This window comes from Sporolactobacillus sp. PKPK-6 (assembly GCF_056678885.1).
The window spans coordinates 822128-841186 of sequence record NZ_JBWXPA010000002.1 but is presented as its reverse complement, the minus strand read 5'-3'; the positions used below and the strand labels follow the sequence as shown (position 1 = coordinate 841186).

18 protein-coding genes and 1 pseudogene are annotated in these 19059 nt (G+C 40.1%); 14 read left to right on the top strand and 5 right to left on the bottom strand.

What is annotated here, in order from left to right:
• Positions 1-58: 58 nt before the first annotated feature.
• Positions 59-667 carry a cupin domain-containing protein gene (locus tag AC1MBV_RS14910; RefSeq protein ID WP_480948629.1) on the bottom strand — a complete coding sequence of 203 codons (609 nt, stop codon included), beginning with the start codon at positions 665-667 and terminating at the stop codon, positions 59-61.
• 591 nt (positions 668-1258) lie between these two features.
• On the opposite strand from AC1MBV_RS14910, the gene AC1MBV_RS14905 reads away from it, so the two are divergent.
• Positions 1259-1906 carry a C39 family peptidase gene (locus tag AC1MBV_RS14905; protein WP_255748988.1) on the top strand — a complete coding sequence of 216 codons (648 nt, stop codon included), beginning with the start codon at positions 1259-1261 and terminating at the stop codon, positions 1904-1906.
• Positions 1885-2133, top strand: coding sequence for a hypothetical protein (locus tag AC1MBV_RS14900; protein ID WP_255748989.1), 249 nt, complete (start codon positions 1885-1887; stop codon positions 2131-2133). The genes AC1MBV_RS14905 and AC1MBV_RS14900 overlap by 22 nt, the downstream gene beginning before the upstream one ends.
• A 232-nt stretch (positions 2134-2365) precedes the next feature.
• Here AC1MBV_RS14900 and AC1MBV_RS14895 read toward each other — a convergent pair whose 3' ends face one another.
• Together AC1MBV_RS14895 and AC1MBV_RS14890 are read right to left on the bottom strand one after the other, a co-directional pair.
• Entirely contained in the window at positions 2366-3331 is a 966-nt protein-coding gene (locus AC1MBV_RS14895; protein WP_255748990.1) for a cytochrome b5 domain-containing protein, read from the bottom strand.
• Between the two features lie 17 nt (positions 3332-3348).
• Positions 3349-4707, bottom strand: a complete 1359-nt coding sequence (locus AC1MBV_RS14890; RefSeq protein WP_255748991.1) for a ferredoxin reductase family protein — start codon at positions 4705-4707, stop codon at positions 3349-3351.
• Positions 4708-4923: 216 nt separating this feature from the next.
• On the opposite strand from AC1MBV_RS14890, the gene AC1MBV_RS14885 reads away from it, so the two are divergent.
• From AC1MBV_RS14885 to AC1MBV_RS14845, 9 genes are all read left to right on the top strand, one after another.
• The gene (locus AC1MBV_RS14885; protein ID WP_480948628.1) at positions 4924-5160 is read left to right on the top strand and encodes a hypothetical protein; all 237 of its coding nucleotides are present in this window, start codon (positions 4924-4926) and stop codon (positions 5158-5160) included.
• A gap of 194 nt (positions 5161-5354) precedes the next feature.
• Positions 5355-6662, top strand: coding sequence for an L-cysteine desulfidase family protein (locus tag AC1MBV_RS14880; protein ID WP_255748993.1), 1308 nt, complete (start codon positions 5355-5357; stop codon positions 6660-6662).
• Complete coding sequence (locus AC1MBV_RS14875; protein ID WP_255748994.1) at positions 6655-6843, top strand: hypothetical protein; 189 nt, start codon at positions 6655-6657, stop codon at positions 6841-6843. The genes AC1MBV_RS14880 and AC1MBV_RS14875 overlap by 8 nt, the downstream gene beginning before the upstream one ends.
• 205 nt (positions 6844-7048) lie before the next feature.
• Positions 7049-7312, top strand: coding sequence for a hypothetical protein (locus AC1MBV_RS14870; RefSeq protein WP_255748995.1), 264 nt, complete (start codon positions 7049-7051; stop codon positions 7310-7312).
• Entirely contained in the window at positions 7309-7509 is a 201-nt protein-coding gene (locus tag AC1MBV_RS14865) for a hypothetical protein (protein ID WP_255748996.1), read from the top strand. The genes AC1MBV_RS14870 and AC1MBV_RS14865 overlap by 4 nt, the downstream gene beginning before the upstream one ends.
• On the top strand, positions 7472-7696 hold the full coding sequence (locus AC1MBV_RS14860) for a hypothetical protein (RefSeq protein ID WP_480948627.1): 225 nt from the start codon (positions 7472-7474) through the stop codon (positions 7694-7696). Before AC1MBV_RS14865 ends, AC1MBV_RS14860 begins: the two co-directional genes overlap by 38 nt.
• A 269-nt stretch (positions 7697-7965) precedes the next feature.
• A complete protein-coding gene (locus AC1MBV_RS14855; RefSeq protein ID WP_480948626.1) occupies positions 7966-9552 on the top strand; it encodes a type I restriction-modification system subunit M in 1587 nt (528 codons plus the stop codon).
• Positions 9552-10763 carry a restriction endonuclease subunit S gene (locus AC1MBV_RS14850; RefSeq protein WP_480948625.1) on the top strand — a complete coding sequence of 404 codons (1212 nt, stop codon included), beginning with the start codon at positions 9552-9554 and terminating at the stop codon, positions 10761-10763. Before AC1MBV_RS14855 ends, AC1MBV_RS14850 begins: the two co-directional genes overlap by 1 nt.
• Before the next feature lie 82 nt (positions 10764-10845).
• Positions 10846-11775, top strand: a complete 930-nt coding sequence (locus tag AC1MBV_RS14845; protein ID WP_255749177.1) for a site-specific integrase — start codon at positions 10846-10848, stop codon at positions 11773-11775.
• Between the two features lie 35 nt (positions 11776-11810).
• On the opposite strand, the pseudogene AC1MBV_RS14840 reads toward AC1MBV_RS14845, so the two are convergent.
• Positions 11811-12986 (bottom strand): annotated as a pseudogene (locus AC1MBV_RS14840) (restriction endonuclease subunit S); the annotation flags it as partial.
• A gap of 245 nt (positions 12987-13231) precedes the next feature.
• Here AC1MBV_RS14840 and fic point away from each other — a divergent pair.
• The 3 genes from fic (at position 13232) to AC1MBV_RS14825 (ending at position 18335) form a co-directional block, all read left to right on the top strand.
• Complete coding sequence (fic, locus tag AC1MBV_RS14835) at positions 13232-13855, top strand: protein adenylyltransferase Fic (protein ID WP_255749175.1); 624 nt, start codon at positions 13232-13234, stop codon at positions 13853-13855.
• A 213-nt stretch (positions 13856-14068) separates the two neighbouring features.
• Positions 14069-17215 carry a type I restriction endonuclease subunit R gene (locus tag AC1MBV_RS14830; protein ID WP_480948624.1) on the top strand — a complete coding sequence of 1049 codons (3147 nt, stop codon included), beginning with the start codon at positions 14069-14071 and terminating at the stop codon, positions 17213-17215.
• An 82-nt stretch (positions 17216-17297) separates the two neighbouring features.
• A complete protein-coding gene (locus AC1MBV_RS14825) occupies positions 17298-18335 on the top strand; it encodes a dipeptidase (RefSeq protein ID WP_480948623.1) in 1038 nt (345 codons plus the stop codon).
• A gap of 3 nt (positions 18336-18338) precedes the next feature.
• Here AC1MBV_RS14825 and AC1MBV_RS14820 read toward each other — a convergent pair whose 3' ends face one another.
• Entirely contained in the window at positions 18339-18980 is a 642-nt protein-coding gene (locus AC1MBV_RS14820) for a copper homeostasis protein CutC (RefSeq protein WP_480948791.1), read from the bottom strand.
• Between the last annotated feature and the right edge of the window lie 79 nt (positions 18981-19059).

Genomic DNA, 19059 nt, shown 5'->3' with positions numbered 1-19059 from the left:
TCATTTTAAACTTTTTTTATGCGATGCGCTTATGCAATGTTCGGCTGTGATGCTCTAATTAGTCGCTGCCGTATCTTTCTGCGGCTTCTGCAATGGCTTTTGTTTCTTGAACGGTACCATATGGATGCTGAGGCGGTGCATAGATCGAATATAATTTGATTGGCCGATCACCAGTATTAATTAAGTTGTGCCATTTTCCGGCGGGAATAATGAACGCAAAGTCCTTGTATACTTGTCTTTGAAAATTAAGTTGATCTTGTTGATCGCCCATTGCGACAAGCCCTTGGCCATCTTCGATCCGTATGAACTGATCAAGGTGAGGATGAACTTCAAGACCGATGTCTTCGCCGACATTGATACTCATCAAGGTAAGCTGCAAATGGGATCCCGTCCATAAAGCTCTTCGAAAAGCAGTGTTTTGTTTCGTCGCTTGCTCAATATTAACGACAAACGGCTCCTGTCCGTAATCCTTCAGATTAATTGCAGTCGGTGATACATCAGATCGTGATTGATACCCCGCTCCATAGGGAAAAGGAACATACTGATTTGAAAAGTACGTATTTAGTCTCGGCACGTTTACGTAGTAAGGGTAGGGACAAGCATTGTACATGATGTTTCTTGGCGCATGTCTTAAATTAGGACTAAAGCATGTTTGATAAGGATACATCTAGGTCAATCCTTTCATAGGCTGATAACAATAATTTATGCGCTGCATGTAAAGATTGTGCGGATCAGAGGGATGCTCAATCATTTGGGCAAGATCCACAATCATTAGGTGACCCTTGATGGAGTTCGTGCGGGCACCCCTCTTCCATGGAGCATCGTAACAGGCACCCTCTACGTGCATTCCGAATGTACAAATCTACCATCTAGTTAACCCACTCGTTTTTCATGGTAATAAATTCCTAATATTTTTCTCCAAGAAGGCATAAACCGAGTGACAAAGGTGATGTAATGCTGATTTTGTTAAAAATTTAGAATTCTATAAATCTACTGAAAATAGGGAGCGAGACACAAGTCTCGTTCTTTTTTACGGGCTATGGTAGAGATTGTTGGTTGTCTATTGCTTTATTTAATAATCTATCAAATAATGGTTGGCAGGAAGCATCTCGTAAATATGTTTAGAGTGGCTATGGTTTTCGTGGCGGCCTTTATGCTGGCGATTGTGCCTGCACCGTCATTTCGGCACATGCCAAAGGTCAGGTTATGAGAAAGAGAGTGATCATACGTACATCACCAGCTCAGCGACAATCCGCGTGTGGCACCGACCGTTCGGCTGCTTGGTACTTCGACCGAACTGGGCTGGAACTCGACCAGCAAACATCCGAGCACGATCACGCTGAATAAAGATATTGATACACCTGCCTATTCGCAAATGATTCGTGATCCGAAGATTGCTAACTCGATCTGCAGTCTGACAACGATTACGATGGCGATGAATCGCATGGGAGAAAATTTACTGCTCGAAGAAACGGCTTATTATGACTATGACGGCTTTGACAAATGGGTATTCAGCTCAGCACTTGCAGGATGCTACGGCTATAAATCGTATTCCGTGTTCACCGACATCGATGGATTGAAGAAGAAAATTGCCAAAGGATATCCGGCGGCGGTCAGTGTTAAATATACAAATGATCCAACCAACACACGCTATCATTATGTGAAAGGTGCGCCTGGGACAATACCTGGTCATTTGATTCTCGTCAGAGGGCTTAGACGATTGACGGTCAGGACTATGTCATTGTCAACGATTCATTCGCATCATCCGATGATACAGCTGTTCGAAAATATAAGATCGATCAGTTCTAAAAAGCATGGGCAAACGGTGTCGCTTATATTGTTCATGACAAGGAAAAAGGTGCAGGGTACGCCGCAGCGAAACGTGTGCGTGCGTCTTCGCTGCTAACGAAACAGGAAAGCGAATACGCACTTTACGTTGGCAAGAAAAAGATCACTATTCCAGCAAACGTTACCGCAAATGTCAGCCCTCTGACTGAGCAATCTGGTACATTGGCTACACGATTTCCGATGGAAAAAAATACGAAACAGACGCGCAAAAGAAATTTTATTATACGCATGAAACAGTGGACGGCAACATTGCCCTCGATGTTAAAAAGCTGGAAGCAGATCTGAACGGAAAGCATGCGACGCTAACCTTTTATGTGCTCGGCACAGAAGGAAATAATTACGTTGCAAAAATTGAACTGAACAAAAAACATAATAGTCAATAAAACAGATGCATATCACGAATGTGTTGAACCCTCCCATTTTCAAAAAGGAGGGTTTTGTTTTTCTCAATAATTTATTCTTCCCAAGCTCAACCTGATATAACATAGGAGTCTCGAGCTAGACGAAGGGCAAATGATTATTTCAAATAACCGACAACGGTAAGTGATGAGAGCACAGACGTCCCATGTGGCGCACTCTCAATCGCCGCAGTTAGATCTTGTCCGGCTTGAACACCATGATGGCGGCCGTTATGCCAGCCGGGTGCATGCGTCACATCATAGACCTTCCCTTTGACGGCCACATAAGCAGGTTGCCCATTTTGTCCGTTGTATTTTTTCAATTCGGCTAATGTGAATGTTCGCTTATTACTCTGGTTGGAATTTGATTGACTGCTTTGATTTGTACTGTAATTTTTCTTTGTCGCAGTATTCTTATTTTTCGTCAGATAGCCAATGACCGGGACAGCAGATAAAACAGATGTCCCATGCGGCGCACTTTCAATCGCCGCAGTTAGATCCTGTCCGGCTTGAACACCGTGGTGGCGACCATTATGCCAGCCTGATGCGTGGGTTACATCGTAAACTTTTCCCTTAACGGCTACATAAGCAGGCTGCCCATTTTGTCCGTTATATTTCTTCAGCTCAACTAATGTGAATGTTCGTCTATTATTCTTGCTGGAATTCGATTGACTGCTATTCGTTGTGCTGTTATTTGTTTTTGTCACCGCGTTCTTATCTTTCGTCAAATAGCCAACTATTGGAACGGCTGCGAGAACGGATGCCCCATGCGGCGCGCTCTCAATCGCCGCAGTTAGATCCTGTCCGGCTTGAACACCATGGTGACTGCCGTTATGCCAGTCAGGTGCGTGGGTCACATCATAAACCATTCCCTTAACCGCGATGTAAGCGGGTCGTCCGTTTCTCCCGTTATATTTATTTAATTCTGTGAGTGTGAATTTCTGCTTTTTATTTAAACTGAGTTTTCCTGATTGTGACTTGTTCGCCGATTTATTCTGTGGCTGTGCGTCGAGATTTCCGCAGCCAGCTAATAAAAGCATGGCTGTGAGTAGTATATAAACTGTATATTTTTTAATAAATAGCATAATTAGAAACGCTCCTTTTACATTGAAAAATTTTCATAATGAATTTTCTTTTTTTGCACATTCAGCCTACGTAACGTTTCAATAGCCGAATCCATCATCTTCGACGGGCCGCAAATGATATAATGTGTCCGTTTCATTCGATAGTGATGGGCGGCTAAATAACGAATGATTTTTTCTCGATTCAGGTGCCCGGTTTCACCATAATCATTTGCTTCCCTTGATAAAATAGGAACAAAGGTGAAGTTAGGCATTTGTTCGGTTAAAGAAGTAAATAAATTTGGGGAAATCAGATCGCTTTTATTCGGAACGTTCCAAAAAAGAATAACGCGCCGCTTTCTGTTTCTATAGCTTAAGTCTTTTAATATGCTGAGCATAGGTGTAATGCCAATTCCTCCAGCGATGAGTACGAGATCGGATTTGGTGCGGTATGCGCTGTTTCCAAGTATCCCGTAAGGTCCCTCAATTGTCGCGTGCGTTCCAGGAGATAATTTTGGAATCGAAGAGGTGTAGTTTCCAATTGATTTGACCGTGACAGACAGATAACGCCGATCATTTGGATTGGAAGTAATAGAAAAAGGATGTTCTTCTTCTGAAATACCACCATCAAGAATTCGGATAAAAACAAACTGACCTGCTCTATATGGAGGTACATAACCTCGTTCGCGTTTGAAAACAAGAGTATGGATACTTGGCGACTCAGTTGTGATTTGTACAAGAGTATAGGGCTGACGTTTTGCAAGCTTGATTTTAATTATTTTATGGTATAGATAGCAGCCAAAGGCGATTAGAAAATAAACGGTATAAACGCCGCATATCCAGAAATTTTGCCGGTAAAAGGCACTGAATATGAAAACGTGAAGGAAAACTAAAATAATTGCGATGACGTTAGCATTGTGAATCCACACATTATATTTAAAATCAAGAATATGCTTTTTTTCAAGCCAATGTCGAATAAACCCGAGGATCCTAATTCGCCGAGTAATGAAACCGGTCATGAAAATCAGTGAGAGACCAGCGAGAACAAGGAATAGTGTGAGCGCCAGGTCGCCAAATTGACGTACCGTATGCAGATAACCGGACCATATGGCCTCCTCGAGCTGTTTGTGGAGCATCGAGAGCGTGATCGCCACAATTGCGGCGGCACCATGAAATTGGTAGAAATGATTCAACCCAAAAAATCGTTCAATAAATTTGGGACGAGCGCTGATGACAAGCTCAGCCAGCAGCCATGTGTAGGAGATGGATCCAAGGACCATAGGTAATAAATTTCTTAGTGTTTGATAGGCCGGCGGATTCGCTGCATAGACGATCCAAATTGCCGGGAGAGGGCTCAATAAATAGATAAGCAAAATCATCGCTCTCATTAGTTTTAACATGTCCTTTGTCCTCCAGTGCAGAAGGTTTGATAGATTACAATAGTAATTATAATAATTATTAAATGAAAAAATCTTTAAAGATAGATGAGAAGTTGCACAGAAAATAAAAGAAACAAGGATTAAGTTAGAAGTTTATTTTTGAGTGGGTTCAATAGAGGAAAAGATTTGTCTTTAAGTGAAAAGGAATAGATAAGAGAAACTTTGTGAGGTAAGAAGATGGGGGATGGCAGCGATGAAAGCATTATAGTTAAAAATAAAGGACAATGGAAAAAGATGAGTATTGAGGATGTTCCAAATCCTCAACCAAAACAGGGGGAAGTCTTGGTTCACACTGTTGGTTTGAATCCTGTAGACTATAAAAACTGCAACAGCAGGACATCTGCGATGGTCCTAAAGACCCTTTTGTTTCATTTTTCAATCTATGGACACATTTTCATCTTGTATCTCCATTGATGAGGGTTAATATACGTATTATTAAATAATAAGATGAAAATAAGCAGGTTCGAAGAGATGACGCTTGGTAGTGAAAGCTTGAACAGAACTGTATTTTTAACCGTCTTGTCAGGTAGCCTGCCGGAGCAAAAGTAAGTGGATGCTCTTTTGCTACGTTTCTTTGATCCAGCACAATAGGGAGATATATTAATAATATGAAGCCAAACGATAAAATCTATTGCGATTACTTGAAAATCCTGAAAGAAGAATTGATTCCTGCCACGGGTTGTACCGAGCCGATTGCTGTTGCCTATGCAGCGGCGAAAGCGCGGGAGCTGCTGGGAACTTTGCCTGAAAGCTGCACCATAACGGTGAGCGGAAATATCATTAAAAATGTTAAGAGCGTCGTTGTTCCCAATACGAATGGTTTGAGAGGCATCAGTGCGGCGGTTGCGGCCGGGGTTATCGCGGGTAACGCTTCGCGGAAGTTGGAAGTGCTGGCAGACATCAAAGAAACGGACAAAACACGTATGCTTGAATATATGGAGACCCATCCGATCACAGTTGTTCCTGCTGATAACGACATTGTTTTTTATATTGCTGCTACGCTCAAAAATGGTACGGATGAAGCAACCGTTGTGATCGAACAGTATCATACAAATATCGTCCATATGACACGAAGTGGAAAAACATTGTATGACTCGGGCTCTGGATCAAAGGAAAAGACCCGATTGACTGATCGAAGCTGTCTCAACGTTCAGGATATCGTTGATTTTTCCGACAGTGTGCGCATTGAAGACATATCAGAAGTGATTGGGCAGCAGATCGATTATAATGCTGCAATCTCTGTCGACGGTCTGAAAAATAATTGGGGGGCGAATATCGGCAAGGTGCTGCTGAGTGCTTATGGTAACGACGTGAGAACACGTGCCCGGGCTGCAGCGGCAGCAGGATCGGACGCTCGGATGGGCGGATGCGAAAAGCCAGTCGTTATCGTCTCAGGGAGCGGCAACCAGGGGATGACTGCGTCCCTTCCAGTGATTGAGTATGCAAAGGAGTTGCACGTATCCCGTGACAAGCTTTACCGTGCTGTTGTACTGTCCGATCTTGTCACAATCTATCAGAAGACGGGAATAGGCCGCCTCTCTGCTTTCTGCGGGGCGGTCAGTGCGGGCTGCGGAGCAGGTGCGGGAATCGCTTATCTTTATGGCGGAGATTATGATGTGATTGCTCACACCATCGTGAACACCCTCGCTATCACTTCGGGCATTGTCTGTGACGGGGCTAAGCCTTCGTGCGCAGCCAAAATATCAGCGGCGGTGGATGCAGGTATCCTCGGATATAATATGTACAAAAATGATCAGCAGTTTTTAAGCGGAGACGGCATCGTCACAAAAGGAGTCGACAACACAATCCATAATGTCGGCGTTCTGGCAAAAAAAGGGATGCGGCAGACCGATCGTGAAATTATAAAAATTATGCTTGGACAGACGCAGGAATGTACGAACGCGTCTGTTGATTGAAACACAAACAAAAACTTACTACACACATGAAACATCAGACGGCAACATTGCGCTTGATGTCAAGCAGCTGGAAACAGATTTGAACGGAAAAAGTGCAAAGCTAACCATTTATGTGCTTGGCACGGAAGGGAACAACTACATCGCAAAGCTTGAATTGAACAAAAATAATCACGGCCATTAAAATAAACGCATTTCACAATATTTTGCCCTCCTGGTTAAACTACCGGGAGGGTCTTGTTTTCCTTCAATACTGATTCAAGTTTTAGGGGATACAGATGCTAAAATAATAATTGAATACACTAGAGTTTGTGCAGCTTGTTCCCTAATTTCAATTAAATGATATATTAGATGTAGTAAGTAAAACAGAATGAAAGGAGCTGTTAAAATTGAAATGGGAGCAAATTCGTGAACACTATCCAGAACAATGGGTACTTGTTCAAGCAATCTCTGCCTACTCAAAAAATTCAATCCGCTATCTTGAAGAACTATCAGTCATAGCAAATTTCCCCGAATCCACTTTGGCCTGGAAAGCATACAAAAAACTACATTTAGCCGACCCTACTCAAGAATATTATATTTTTCATACAGATCATGAAACTCTAGAGGTAAAAGAACAGAAATTTATTGGAATTAGGAAACAGCTCCAATGAATATTCTTATAAAAGATGGACTGCCAATCGTATCTGTGTCACTTGCCTATAAGAGAGCTATGATTCAATTAGATGACGTACTTTTAGATACAGGATGTTCAAACACAATCTTTGATACGGATGAAGTTGAAAAAGTTGGACTTATCATAGACAGCAAAAATGGCAGACCGAAAAGAATGTATGGCGGTTGGTGGTGAAAGTGAATTGTGCTACGAGCAAATCGTAACAGATTTAGCTATCGAAAATTTTTCAATGGGTTCATTTCAGATTCAATTAGGATTGACCAAGGAGACGTATGGGTTTAAAGGAATTCTTGGAGTTGATTTTATGATGAAATCCGGCTTAATTATCGATTTTCATAAAAACGTGGCATTTAGAGAATAGAAAAAAATAGCTAACCTCACTTAGGTACGTAATGGTGAGCCTATAATAAATGACAATATCTAAACACGATGACAGGATACCAGCTTTTTTAGATGGTATTTTTTCTTTGTGAAATTGAACTAATGGTGATTATGTAAGGGGGCTTAAAAACTTTTGAACGATAGGAACTAAATTAAAAATAGTGGAAATGTCATCTGAACATTGTCGCTGTATCACAGCGTAAGTTCGTATGGTAAAATGGTTCTAAAAACCCTAAGGGGAGTTAGAACATGGGATCCGAATTAAACTCAAAATTATTTAGTGCTGCGGACCATTTACGTAGTAAGATGGATGCATCAGAGTACAAGGACTACTTATTAGGACTGATTTTCTATAAATATCTTTCGGATAAATTGCTAGAGAAAGTTGTTGAATTGGCAGATGAATCGTTAGAAAAATATGATACTCAGGATAAACAAACAGATTTGTATCATGAACTTCTGGCCGATAAAGACACGAAAAGTGATTTGATTGAAACTTTAGTTGATACGTTAGGTTATGATATTGAACCAAAATATCTATTTAACAAATTGACAGATCAAGCAAAACAAAATGTTTTTCAGTTGAATGACTTAAATAAAGCATTTATCGATTTGTCTACCAAATATGATCAGTTTAATGGTTTATTTGACGATGTCGATTTGAATTCAAAAAAACTAGGGTCAGATGATCAACAACGTAACATTACGATTACAGAGGTATTGAAGAAGCTTAATGATGTTGATGTAATTGGTCATAATGGTGACGTCATAGGTGATGCTTATGAGTTCCTCATCTCTCAGTTTGCTTCTGAAGCTGGGAAGAAGGCAGGGGAATTTTACACACCGCACGAAGTATCGGATATGATGGCTCGGATCGTGACCATTGGACAAGAATCTAAAAATTTGTTTAGTGTATTCGATCCAACCATGGGGTCAGGTTCCTTAATGTTAAATGTCCGGAATTATTTGAACTATCCGGACAGTGTGAAATATCATGGGCAGGAGCTTAATACAACTACATATAATCTAGCTAAGATGAACCTCATTCTGCATGGGGTTGATAAAGAAGATATGCGCTTGCGTAATGGCGATACGTTGAATAAAGATTGGCCAACGGATGAACCGTATACGTTTGACGCGGTTTTAATGAACCCGCCGTATTCTGCTAAATGGTCGGCGGATACAACATTCTTAGATGATTCTCGTTTTAACCGTTACGGACGATTAGCGCCAAAATCAAAAGCGGATTTTGCCTTCTTATTGCATGGATATTATCACTTAAAAGATTCCGGGACGATGGCGATTGTTTTGCCACATGGTGTGCTCTTCCGTGGTGCTGCCGAAGGAGTGATACGAAAGAAATTATTAGAGGATGGCAGTATTGACACTATTATTGGTATGCCTGCAAACCTTTTCTTCGGAACGTCCATTCCGACAACCGTCATCATCTTAAAGAAAAACCGTACAAGCCGAGACGTTTTATTTATCGATGCGAGTAAGGAGTTTACGAAGGGCAAGAACCAAAACAAACTTACAAAAGAAAATATAAATAAGATTGTTGATACATATAAAAAACGTGAAGATATTGAGAAATACGCCCATGTTGCTAGCTTTGATGAAATAAAAGAGAATGAATTCAATTTGAACATTCCTCGTTATGTCGATACATTTGAAGAAGAGGAACCTATTAACATTATTGAGTTGAGTAAAGAAATAGTCTCCTTAAATGAAGAAATTGCTCAGTCTGAAAAAGAATTTTTGAAACTACTGGACGAGTTAAAAGTAACAGACGAGTCCAAAGATATCATCGCAGCAACAAAGGCGGTGTTTCAATAATGGAGAAAAGGAGGGTAACACCTCAGATACGATTTGATGGCTTTTTTGACGATTGGGAACAGCGTGAGTTGGGAGAATTAGTTACCCCAATATTGCGAGAAGTGCCAAAACCTGATAAATCATACGAAAGAATATCTGTTCGCTCGCATGCGAAAGGGACATTTCATCAAATCGTTGAAGATCCTAAAAAAGTAGCGATGGACAAGCTTTATGTTGTTAAAGAGAATGATCTGATTGTTAACATTACTTTTGCTTGGGAACATGCTATTGCTGTGGCTACAAAAGAAGATGATGGATTGTTGGTATCACACCGTTTTCCAACATTTTTAATTGATAAATCAGATGTTAATTTTATTCGTTTTTCAGTATCTCAAGAATCATTTAGACGAAAAATGGAATTAATTTCTCCCGGAGGTGCAGGAAGAAACAGGGTGCTCAATAAAAAGAATTTTATTAAGTTAGAAATGAATGTTCCTTTATCAATTGAAGAACAAACCAAGATCGGCGATTTCTTCAAACAACTTGATAGGACTATCGCTCTTCATCTGGAAAAGCTTTACAAGCTGAGGCGCATAAAAAAAGGCCTTCTGCAGCTCATGTTCCCGCAAAATGGTGAAACAGAGCCTCGGCTAAGATTTACTGGTTTTGTGTCGTCATGGGAGCAGCGTAAGTTGGGGGAACTGATAGAAGAACACGTTGAAGTTGTTCCAGGAACGACTGACATTCCTGTTGCTACATCATCACGAAAAGGGTTATTTTTGCAGAATGAGTATTTTAAAGGGGACAGAACAGGAATAGATGAATCAGTCGATTTTCATCTTGTACCTAAAGAATACATTACATATCGGCACATGTCAGACGACTCGATTTTCCACTTTAATCAAAATGACTTAGGGACTGATGTATTGGTCTCTCAAGAATACCCAGTGTTCAAGTCAAATGACTTATCGGATCAACGTTTTATTCTTGCTCATCTTAACAATGCACCATTATTTTTGAACTTCTCAAGAATGCAAAAGAAAGGTGGAACACGTGTCCGTTTGTATATCAAAGTATTGAAAGAATATGGGCTAAAGGTTCCGTCAATTGAAGAACAACAGAAAATTGGAACAATTTTCCAAAATATCGACCATCTCATTGCTCTTCATCATGAAAGAATTGACAAACTAAAAAAATTAAAAAAGGCCTATTTACAACTCATGTTCATATAAAAAATTATTGGCGGGAATTAGAAAACTTCTAAATAATTAAAGTGATGATTCATTCATCGACTATTATTTAGGAGGTTTTATTTTGGCAAGAAAGAAAAAATCAGATCAATTGTTTCATGAGTACTTCGAAGAATGGATTGAATTATACAAAGTTGGTGCCATTCGATCTGTTACACTCCAGAAATATTACATGAGTCAACAAAGGATTGTTGAATTAGCTCCCCATTTAAAAATTGGTGAACTAAATCGAAAACAGTACCAGCAATTATTGAATGATTATGCATTGACCCACGAAAAGCAAACAACTATGGATTTTCATCATCAATTGAAAGGCGCAATTCTCGATGCCGTGGATGAAGGCTTAATTGAGAAAAATCCAACCAGAAAAATAATCATAAAAGGAAAGAAGCCTGGCGAAAAGAAAATAAAATTTCTAAACCAGTTTGAGGTTCAGGCGCTACTAAGGCAATTGAATCTCACAGAAGAAATAAATTGGGATTGGTTTATCCTCCTGGTTACAAAAACAGGGCTACGATTTTCAGAAGCATTAGCGCTTACTCCGGATGACTTTGATTTCTCAAAGCAAAAAATAATAGTGAGCAAGACTTGGAACTATAAAGGAACAATGGGAGAGTTTCAACCTACTAAAAACGAATCGTCTAAGCGTAAGGTTCAAATTGATTGGCAAACAGCAATGCAATTTTCTCAACTAATAAAGAATGCGGACAAAAATAAACCGATTTTCGTGAAGAGCAGAGTTTTTAATTCTACCGTAAATAATCACTTAAGAACATTATGTATGAAAGCCGATATACCAATAATCACCATTCACGGACTACGGCATACGCATGCATCACTTCTGCTTTTTGCCGGTGTGTCAATTGCGAGCGTAGCAACAAGATTAGGTCATTCAAGCATGACAACCACACAAGAAACTTATCTTCACATTATTCACGAATTAGAAAATCAAGATAATGACAAAATCATGCGACATTTATCTCTGTTAATGTAAGTAAGCATTTAAAAAGGTACATTGTATGTGCCTTTTTAAATAAACATTTTTTGTAAGTAAGCTTTTTTAAGTGATTGTAGCTTTTCAAGCTTAGTTTGATGAAGAGCGATAGTGTGGTCGAGATCCTTGAAAAAAACACCTATTTTTGTTTGTTCTTCATGATTTAATGGTAGCCACACTTTCGTTTCATTTAGAATTTCTGTGTTAATTGATGGCATTGTCTGTCCAACAGCACGTGAAATTACGTCATTACGAACTCTTTCAGTTGATAACTCGTAGTGCATGTACTCACTGCTTAAATCATAATTCGTCCTCACACGCAAAACCCGACCGGAGAATAGCCAACCATGATGATATTCAGTCACAACTGCATTTATATCAACTGATCCCACTCGTGAAAAAACAATATCACCAGTGTGGAGCACGTATCCTTGAAGACGTATTACGTCTTCCTTGGAAACTTGCGGAATGGACACTTTGTTTGTTGGCAGTAACCCATTTTTAAAATGTTCAGTTGTAATGATTGGAGTACCATTTTCTACGTAGTCATCCGCATGCAACGTACTTCCGAATGGTCCGGTTCGAACTTCTGAGATATCCCCCAACTTACGCTGTTCCCATGGAGACACAAAGTTAGCGAATCTGAGCTGAGGCTCAGTTTCACCACTTTTGGGGAATATTAGCTGCAGAAAAGCTTTTTTTAAGCGCCGTAGCTTGTCTCGCTTCTCCTGATGAAGGGTGATAGTGTGGTCGAGGTTCTGAAAAAAAGTGCCAATGTCCTCTTGTTCTTTATGACTAGGAATTTTGATAGGCACATTTGCTACTTCGTTTTTATTAATCTTTTTCGGGAACGCAATGTGCAACGTTCGTCTCCAGATTTCTTTTTGCATTGATGGCGAATGAATACTCGCTTGCAAAAAATATGGGTTAAGTTGTTTCTGCTTTAGCAGTGCAAGGCTTACATAATAAGCAATTGGTCCATCTGTTTCAACAACATTTGCAGTTCCGATATCCCCAATACGAGTCATAAGCACGTCACCTTTTTCAGGTCTAAACTTAAATTCTTTTTCAAATGCTTCTTCGGAAATGTATTTTTCGGAATGTAATGTCTTGATATTTTCAACAGATAAAAACATAACTCCTTCCTCCTTATAATCAGGAGTTTGATGCGTTCCATCAAAAACATCGGTCACATTCCCCAGCTTACGCTGTTCCCATGTTTTAGAATCAGCTTAAAAACGCAACTGGGAGCACTGTCATGATATAATTTAATAGTGCTTATCCGAAAAACTTAGGTTGCAACGAAGATGGGGAAGTAATAATGAAAAATCCACTGTATGATGAAGCAGAAGTAGAGCGTTGGATGATTGTCATATTGAATGAAGGTCATAATAAGAGGAAGATACTGAATTAAAAAATTTCTTAGACTCAAAGATAATATACGAGGGTGAGTAAGATGCTGCAAAATAAATTAGGGATTACTAATTCAGTGGAGCTTGCGCGAGCGGAAGAAAAAATCAGTAAAACAAAGGCGATTGCGTTATTTGAAACAGGTGTTTTAAATCGTTTGACTCCAGGAACTTTTGCAACGTTGGCAAAAATTCACGCCTATCTTTTTGATGAGATTTATCATTTTGCGGGCAAGGTTCGTGATGTCAATATCGCCAAGGGAAATTTCCGCTTTGCATCTGTAATGTATTTAGATGCTGCACTAAAGCATATTGATGAGATGCCGCAGTTTACTTTTGATGAAATTATTGAAAAGTATGTGGAGATGAATATTGCTCACCCATTTCGTGAAGGAAACGGGCGAAGCACGCGCATCTGGCTTGATTTGATACTAAAAAAAGAGTTGAAACAGGTTGTGGACTGGAGTCAGGTTGATAAGGATGACTACTTGTTGGCAATGGAACGCAGTCCGATTAAGGATATTGAAATCAAACATTTGTTAAAAGAGGCTTTGACGAGCAAGGTGAATGACCGTGACGTGTATATGAAAGGCATTGACGCCAGTTATTATTACGAAGGGTATATCGTTTATAAAACAGATAAGTTAAGGGAGGGCAAAAATGATAAGTGAAAAGGCAGATATAATACAATGTTTGTTAATTGATCTGGAACAAATAGTTGTACACTTGAATGAGTACACGGCTAACTGCGTCATTCATTAATTACTTGTTCCCAGGTATCAACACTCGCTTAATGACACAACAGATAGCACTATCATGATATAATTTGGGAGAATTTATCTAGGAAAAATGCATGCTGTAACGAAGGTGGGGAAGTAATAATAATGAAAAATCCACTCCATGACGAAGCAGAAGTAGAGCGTCGGCTGATTGAAGTGCTCGGTGAAGGTCATAACCAATGGAATTATTGTCCGGATTTAAAGTCGGAAGACGACTTATGGCAGAACTTACGTAAAAAAATAACTCAAAATAATTTATCAGAACTTGGTGATTACCCAATTACTGATAAAGAATTTGATAGCATAAAGACTGAATTATTATTACATACTCAAACTCCTTTTGACGCTGCAAAATGGCTAAAAGGGGAGAATGGAATTGCTCGTATTCACATAGAACGGGAAGATGTTTCGCTTGGTTCGCTATCATTAATCTTGTATTCTAATCAAGACATAGGTGGAGGAATTTCTACCTATGAAGTGGTTCATCAAATTGCGAAACAAAAGATCGAGATGGAAGGTCGAAATCGACGTTTTGATGTCACCCTATTAATTAATGGGCTACCGATTGTTCAAATTGAATTGAAACAGGTTAGTGCAAAAGATGGGGTATTTCAGGCGTTCAATCAAATAAAAAAATATGCTGAAGAAGGAATGTTTCGAAATAATATATTTTCTACTTTGCAGCTGTTTGTCATTTCCAATGAACAGACAACGCGTTATTTTGCCAATGCCTCACCAAAAGATATGTATAAGAAGTCTGTCTTTAGTTGGCGAACTAAAGATAATCGTAAAGTAGACAATCTCTATGAATTTGTCAAACAAGTTCTGAATATTCCGGATGCTCATCGGTTGATTGCTAATTATATGATTGTCAGCGAAGACCAAGACAACAAAGCATTAATGGTTTTACATCCATATCAAATCCATGCGATTGAAGCTTTGTTTACCTCTGCGATGAAACATGAGTCAGGTTACGTTTGGCATGCGACAGGATCAGGGAAGACATTAACGAGCTTTGTTTCAACGAAGTTATTAGCACGTAAACCAGGCGTTGATCGCACGATTATGTTGATTGACCGAAAAGACTTGGACAATCAAACCACCACGGAATTCACAAAATTTGCTTCAGAATTCAATACGGGTATTTCTTCAGGCAGTGCAAAGTCGAATAGCCTGATTGTAGGTACAGGTAGTGCGAAGGAGTTAAGTGCAACGCTCTTAACTGATGCGAATTCCAATACGGTGATCATTACCACACGTCAAAAACTAGAAGCCGCGTTGCGCTATGCGCAAAGACAAGAAGAGCGAAATGGAACACAACGATTTAAGAAATTACTTGGCCGACATATTGTCTTTGTTGTTGATGAATGCCATCGAGCGTTAAGTGCGGAAGGTATGGAAGCCATTAAAAAATTTTTTCCCAATTCAACCTGGTTTGGCTTTACAGGCACGCCCATATTTGATGAAAACAAAAAACAAGCTCAAGGTCAATTGGCTCGAACAACCTGTGATCAATACGGCGAAGTGCTCCATACCTATACAATTAAAAATGCCTTAGATGATGGCGCTGTCTTAGGTTTTCAGGTCGAACATGAAGATACGATTGACTCTAATTCTTTGAATAATTACATTTATAAACAATTGAAAGTAAACGAAAAGTACGCGAGCTATAGTGTGGATGGAATTAATGATCTGATTGATCAAAAGGATGGGATCAAAAAAGAACAGTACCTGGAACCTACTGTTTTTGAACGTGACGAACATATTCAAAAGGTGTTGCATAAGATTTTCCGCCCGGATAATGCCTATATCAAATTTGATTTTCAAAATGGTCACCCGCAAAAATCTGCTATTTTGACGACCAGCTCGATTGATATGGCAAAACGTTATTATTATGCGATCAAGGAACTAACTAAAGATCCAGAGTGGTTAACTAAAGAATTTTCCGATCATCCCATGCGAACAGGACGTATCATTGAAGATCCTGACTTTCCACGAATCGCGATTACATATTCGGTTCAAGAAAATGAAGATCATGCGAAACAAATTCAAGATGAAATGGAAAAAATCATCAAACAATATAATACGTATTACCATACTGCTTGGTCTATAGAGGATCTTGAACGTTACAATGGCGACATCAATAATCGACTGGCTCGTAAGAAGGCAGAGTTTAAAGAATTTGGGAAACAAATTGATCTTGTGATTGTTGTGGACCGCTTACTGACTGGCTTTGATGCACCGACAATCCAAACGCTGTTTGTGGATCGCAACCTAAGTTATGCAAACCTGATCCAAGCGTTCTCTCGTACCAACCGAACCTATCCGGGAAAGAGCAAGGGATTGATTGTCACCTTCCGTAAGCCTTATACAATGGAGAAGAATGTGGCAGAAGCGATAAAGCTATACTCATCGGAACAAAAAGAAACTAACCTCGTGTATCCAACCTATGACGAATCGAAGAAGCGATTCATCAAAGCACATAAAGTATTAACATCAATACCTAACTTAGCAGATATTGACGAGCATTCGCCAGTTAATATGCGAATTGATTTTGTGAAAGCATTCCAGGAACTGAATCATTCTTATGAAGCGCTTGTCACCTATGATGACTATAATGATGAAATGGAAAAATCAAAAGTACTTCAAGAACAAGTCCAAACATTAGACGAATATAGGGGTGTCTATAATACGGTGAAAGGATCATTGCCAATTGGTCCGGTTGGTATAGGACCGGACTTATCAGAAATTGAATTCTTTGGAGAAAATGCGAAAAAGGCGTACGATATTGATTCTGCGTATATTGATCGACTATTAGACACTTATACTGCACATAATCAAGATATCCGTGATGAAATTGAAAAGGCACTTCAAAAATTGAATAAAGCGGAAAATGTCAAACAAATCTATCGGAAAATATTGAATGCGATTGATAACAAGGAGATTGATCCGGGTGAAGATGTTCTTGTTGTGAAGCGTCGGTATTTCACACAAGCTCGTAATCATGTGATCGAGGTGTTTGCGAATACCTGGTTTGTGGATAAAAATGAGCTCTATTCATCAGCAATTCAATATGTAGTGGGGGCAGACCCCATACCGAATATCGGAAGTATCATTGACAGTAAACGATTTGATCAATACAAAGTTGTTCATTCAGATGCCAAACCACTGAAATATGGTCCAGAGATGAAACGTCAATGGAGAAAAACACTGGATGAATTTGTTGTTCCGCTGGATGATGAATTGAAATAAAAATAATTTTTTCGATTACGTTATTTTATCTTCTCATGATCCTCATCAATTATCTTGAGTTGCTTACAGGGAGGGACTTACGTTGGCGGAATCTGTACAGGAACATGCGAGGCGGCTGCATGAGCAGTATATTGCGCTCGATGCTCATTTTGATCTTTTAATGGAAGTAGACCTGCGAAGGAAGCTCGGTTATCGAAAAGTCATTGAAACAGAGTTTCTGCCGATACTTCGTGCAGGCGGAGTGAGCGCTCTGGTGTGCTCATTGTTCATTTCCAGTGAGTATTTGCCGGAAATGGGGTTGAAAATGGCGCTTGATCAGGTGAGCGCTTTGTATTCGGAGATTGAGGAATCACCTGATGAAATTCAGCTATGTACGACTTATGATGACATTTTAGATGCGCATGCTCATCGTAAACTCGCAATCTTACTTTCTCTCGAAGGTGTGGATCCGTTAACGAATGATCTAGGACTCTTACAGATTTTTTATAAATTAGGTGTGCGTTTTGTCGGACTGACATGGAGCAGACGTAATTTTGCTGCTGACGGAAGCCATTTTCATGCTGTAGATGAGGGACATCAGGGTGGGTTGACAGAGTTCGGCATTCAGCTGGTTAAAGAGGCAGAGAAGCTGAATATGATTATTGATGTCAGTCATTTGAACGATGTCGGCCTGATCGATGTCCTGGAACGGACAAGTACGCCGATTATCGCCTCACATTCCAACGCGCGTTTTATTGCCTCATCGATGCGCAATCTGACCGATGAACAAATATGTGACTTGGCGATTAGGGGTGGCGTGATCGGTATGAACGGGTTTAATGCATTTGTATCCGATACTTATGAAGATGGCGATGTCGGTCATTTAATCGATCACCTTGATTACATTGTCAATCTTGTGGGGATCGAGCATGTTGGAATCGGCTTGGATATTTGCAACTTCCTGAGTGAAATTCCGCTTAAGCCTGCGGGGCACACGCGCGACTCATATGACGTGATTGCCAGCCATAAAGATCTTCCTCTTTTCACGGAAGAATTGATTCGCCGCGGCTACAGCGATAATGAAATCGGCTTGATAATCGGCGGCAATTTTTTGAACTTATATAAGAAAATTTTTAAATAATCACTAGGCGAGCGGCACGATTCTAGTACCATGCACTTCTTGAATTGGTAACTTTTTTGCCACTTCAACAATATTTTCTGTAGAAATGCCTCCGCCGGGCAAAAGGATTAATCGGCCGTCCGCATACTGAATGAGTTGCTGCAAATGATCAAAATGGCGCTCAATTGGTTCGTCCATCGTTCCTCCATGGGTCAGAATACGTTTAACACGATGGGCAGCCAGCCAATCAATGGCAGTATGCTGTGCCTTGTTATCTAATTGGTCGAACGCCATGTGAAAAGTGATGTCCAGATTGCCGGCTGCCTCAATCAATTTATTTGTTGCTGTTTTATCCAGTTGATACTGTTCGGTCAGGCAACCGAAGACAATGCCGTCGGCTTTAAGCCGACGCGCCTGCTCGATGTCCGCGCACATCATACGGACTTCATCATGAGAATAGACAAAATTTCCGCACCGCGGTCGGATCATCACCATCACCGGTACGTTGCGGGAGTGGCAGTAAGGAATAGTATGCGCCGCCACACCATAGCTGACAGTGGTGCCACCAACAGCCAGATTGTCACAAAGTTCAATGCGATCGGCACCATGATCAATGGCCGCAGGAATTTGTGTGAAGTTTTCTGCGCAAAACTCTTTTATAAGTATTGTCCGCACCCCGTTTCCTTATGAAGATAGAGTACCATGAATGAGGAAGTTGTGCTTCAAATAAAAGTGGTTAGGGAGA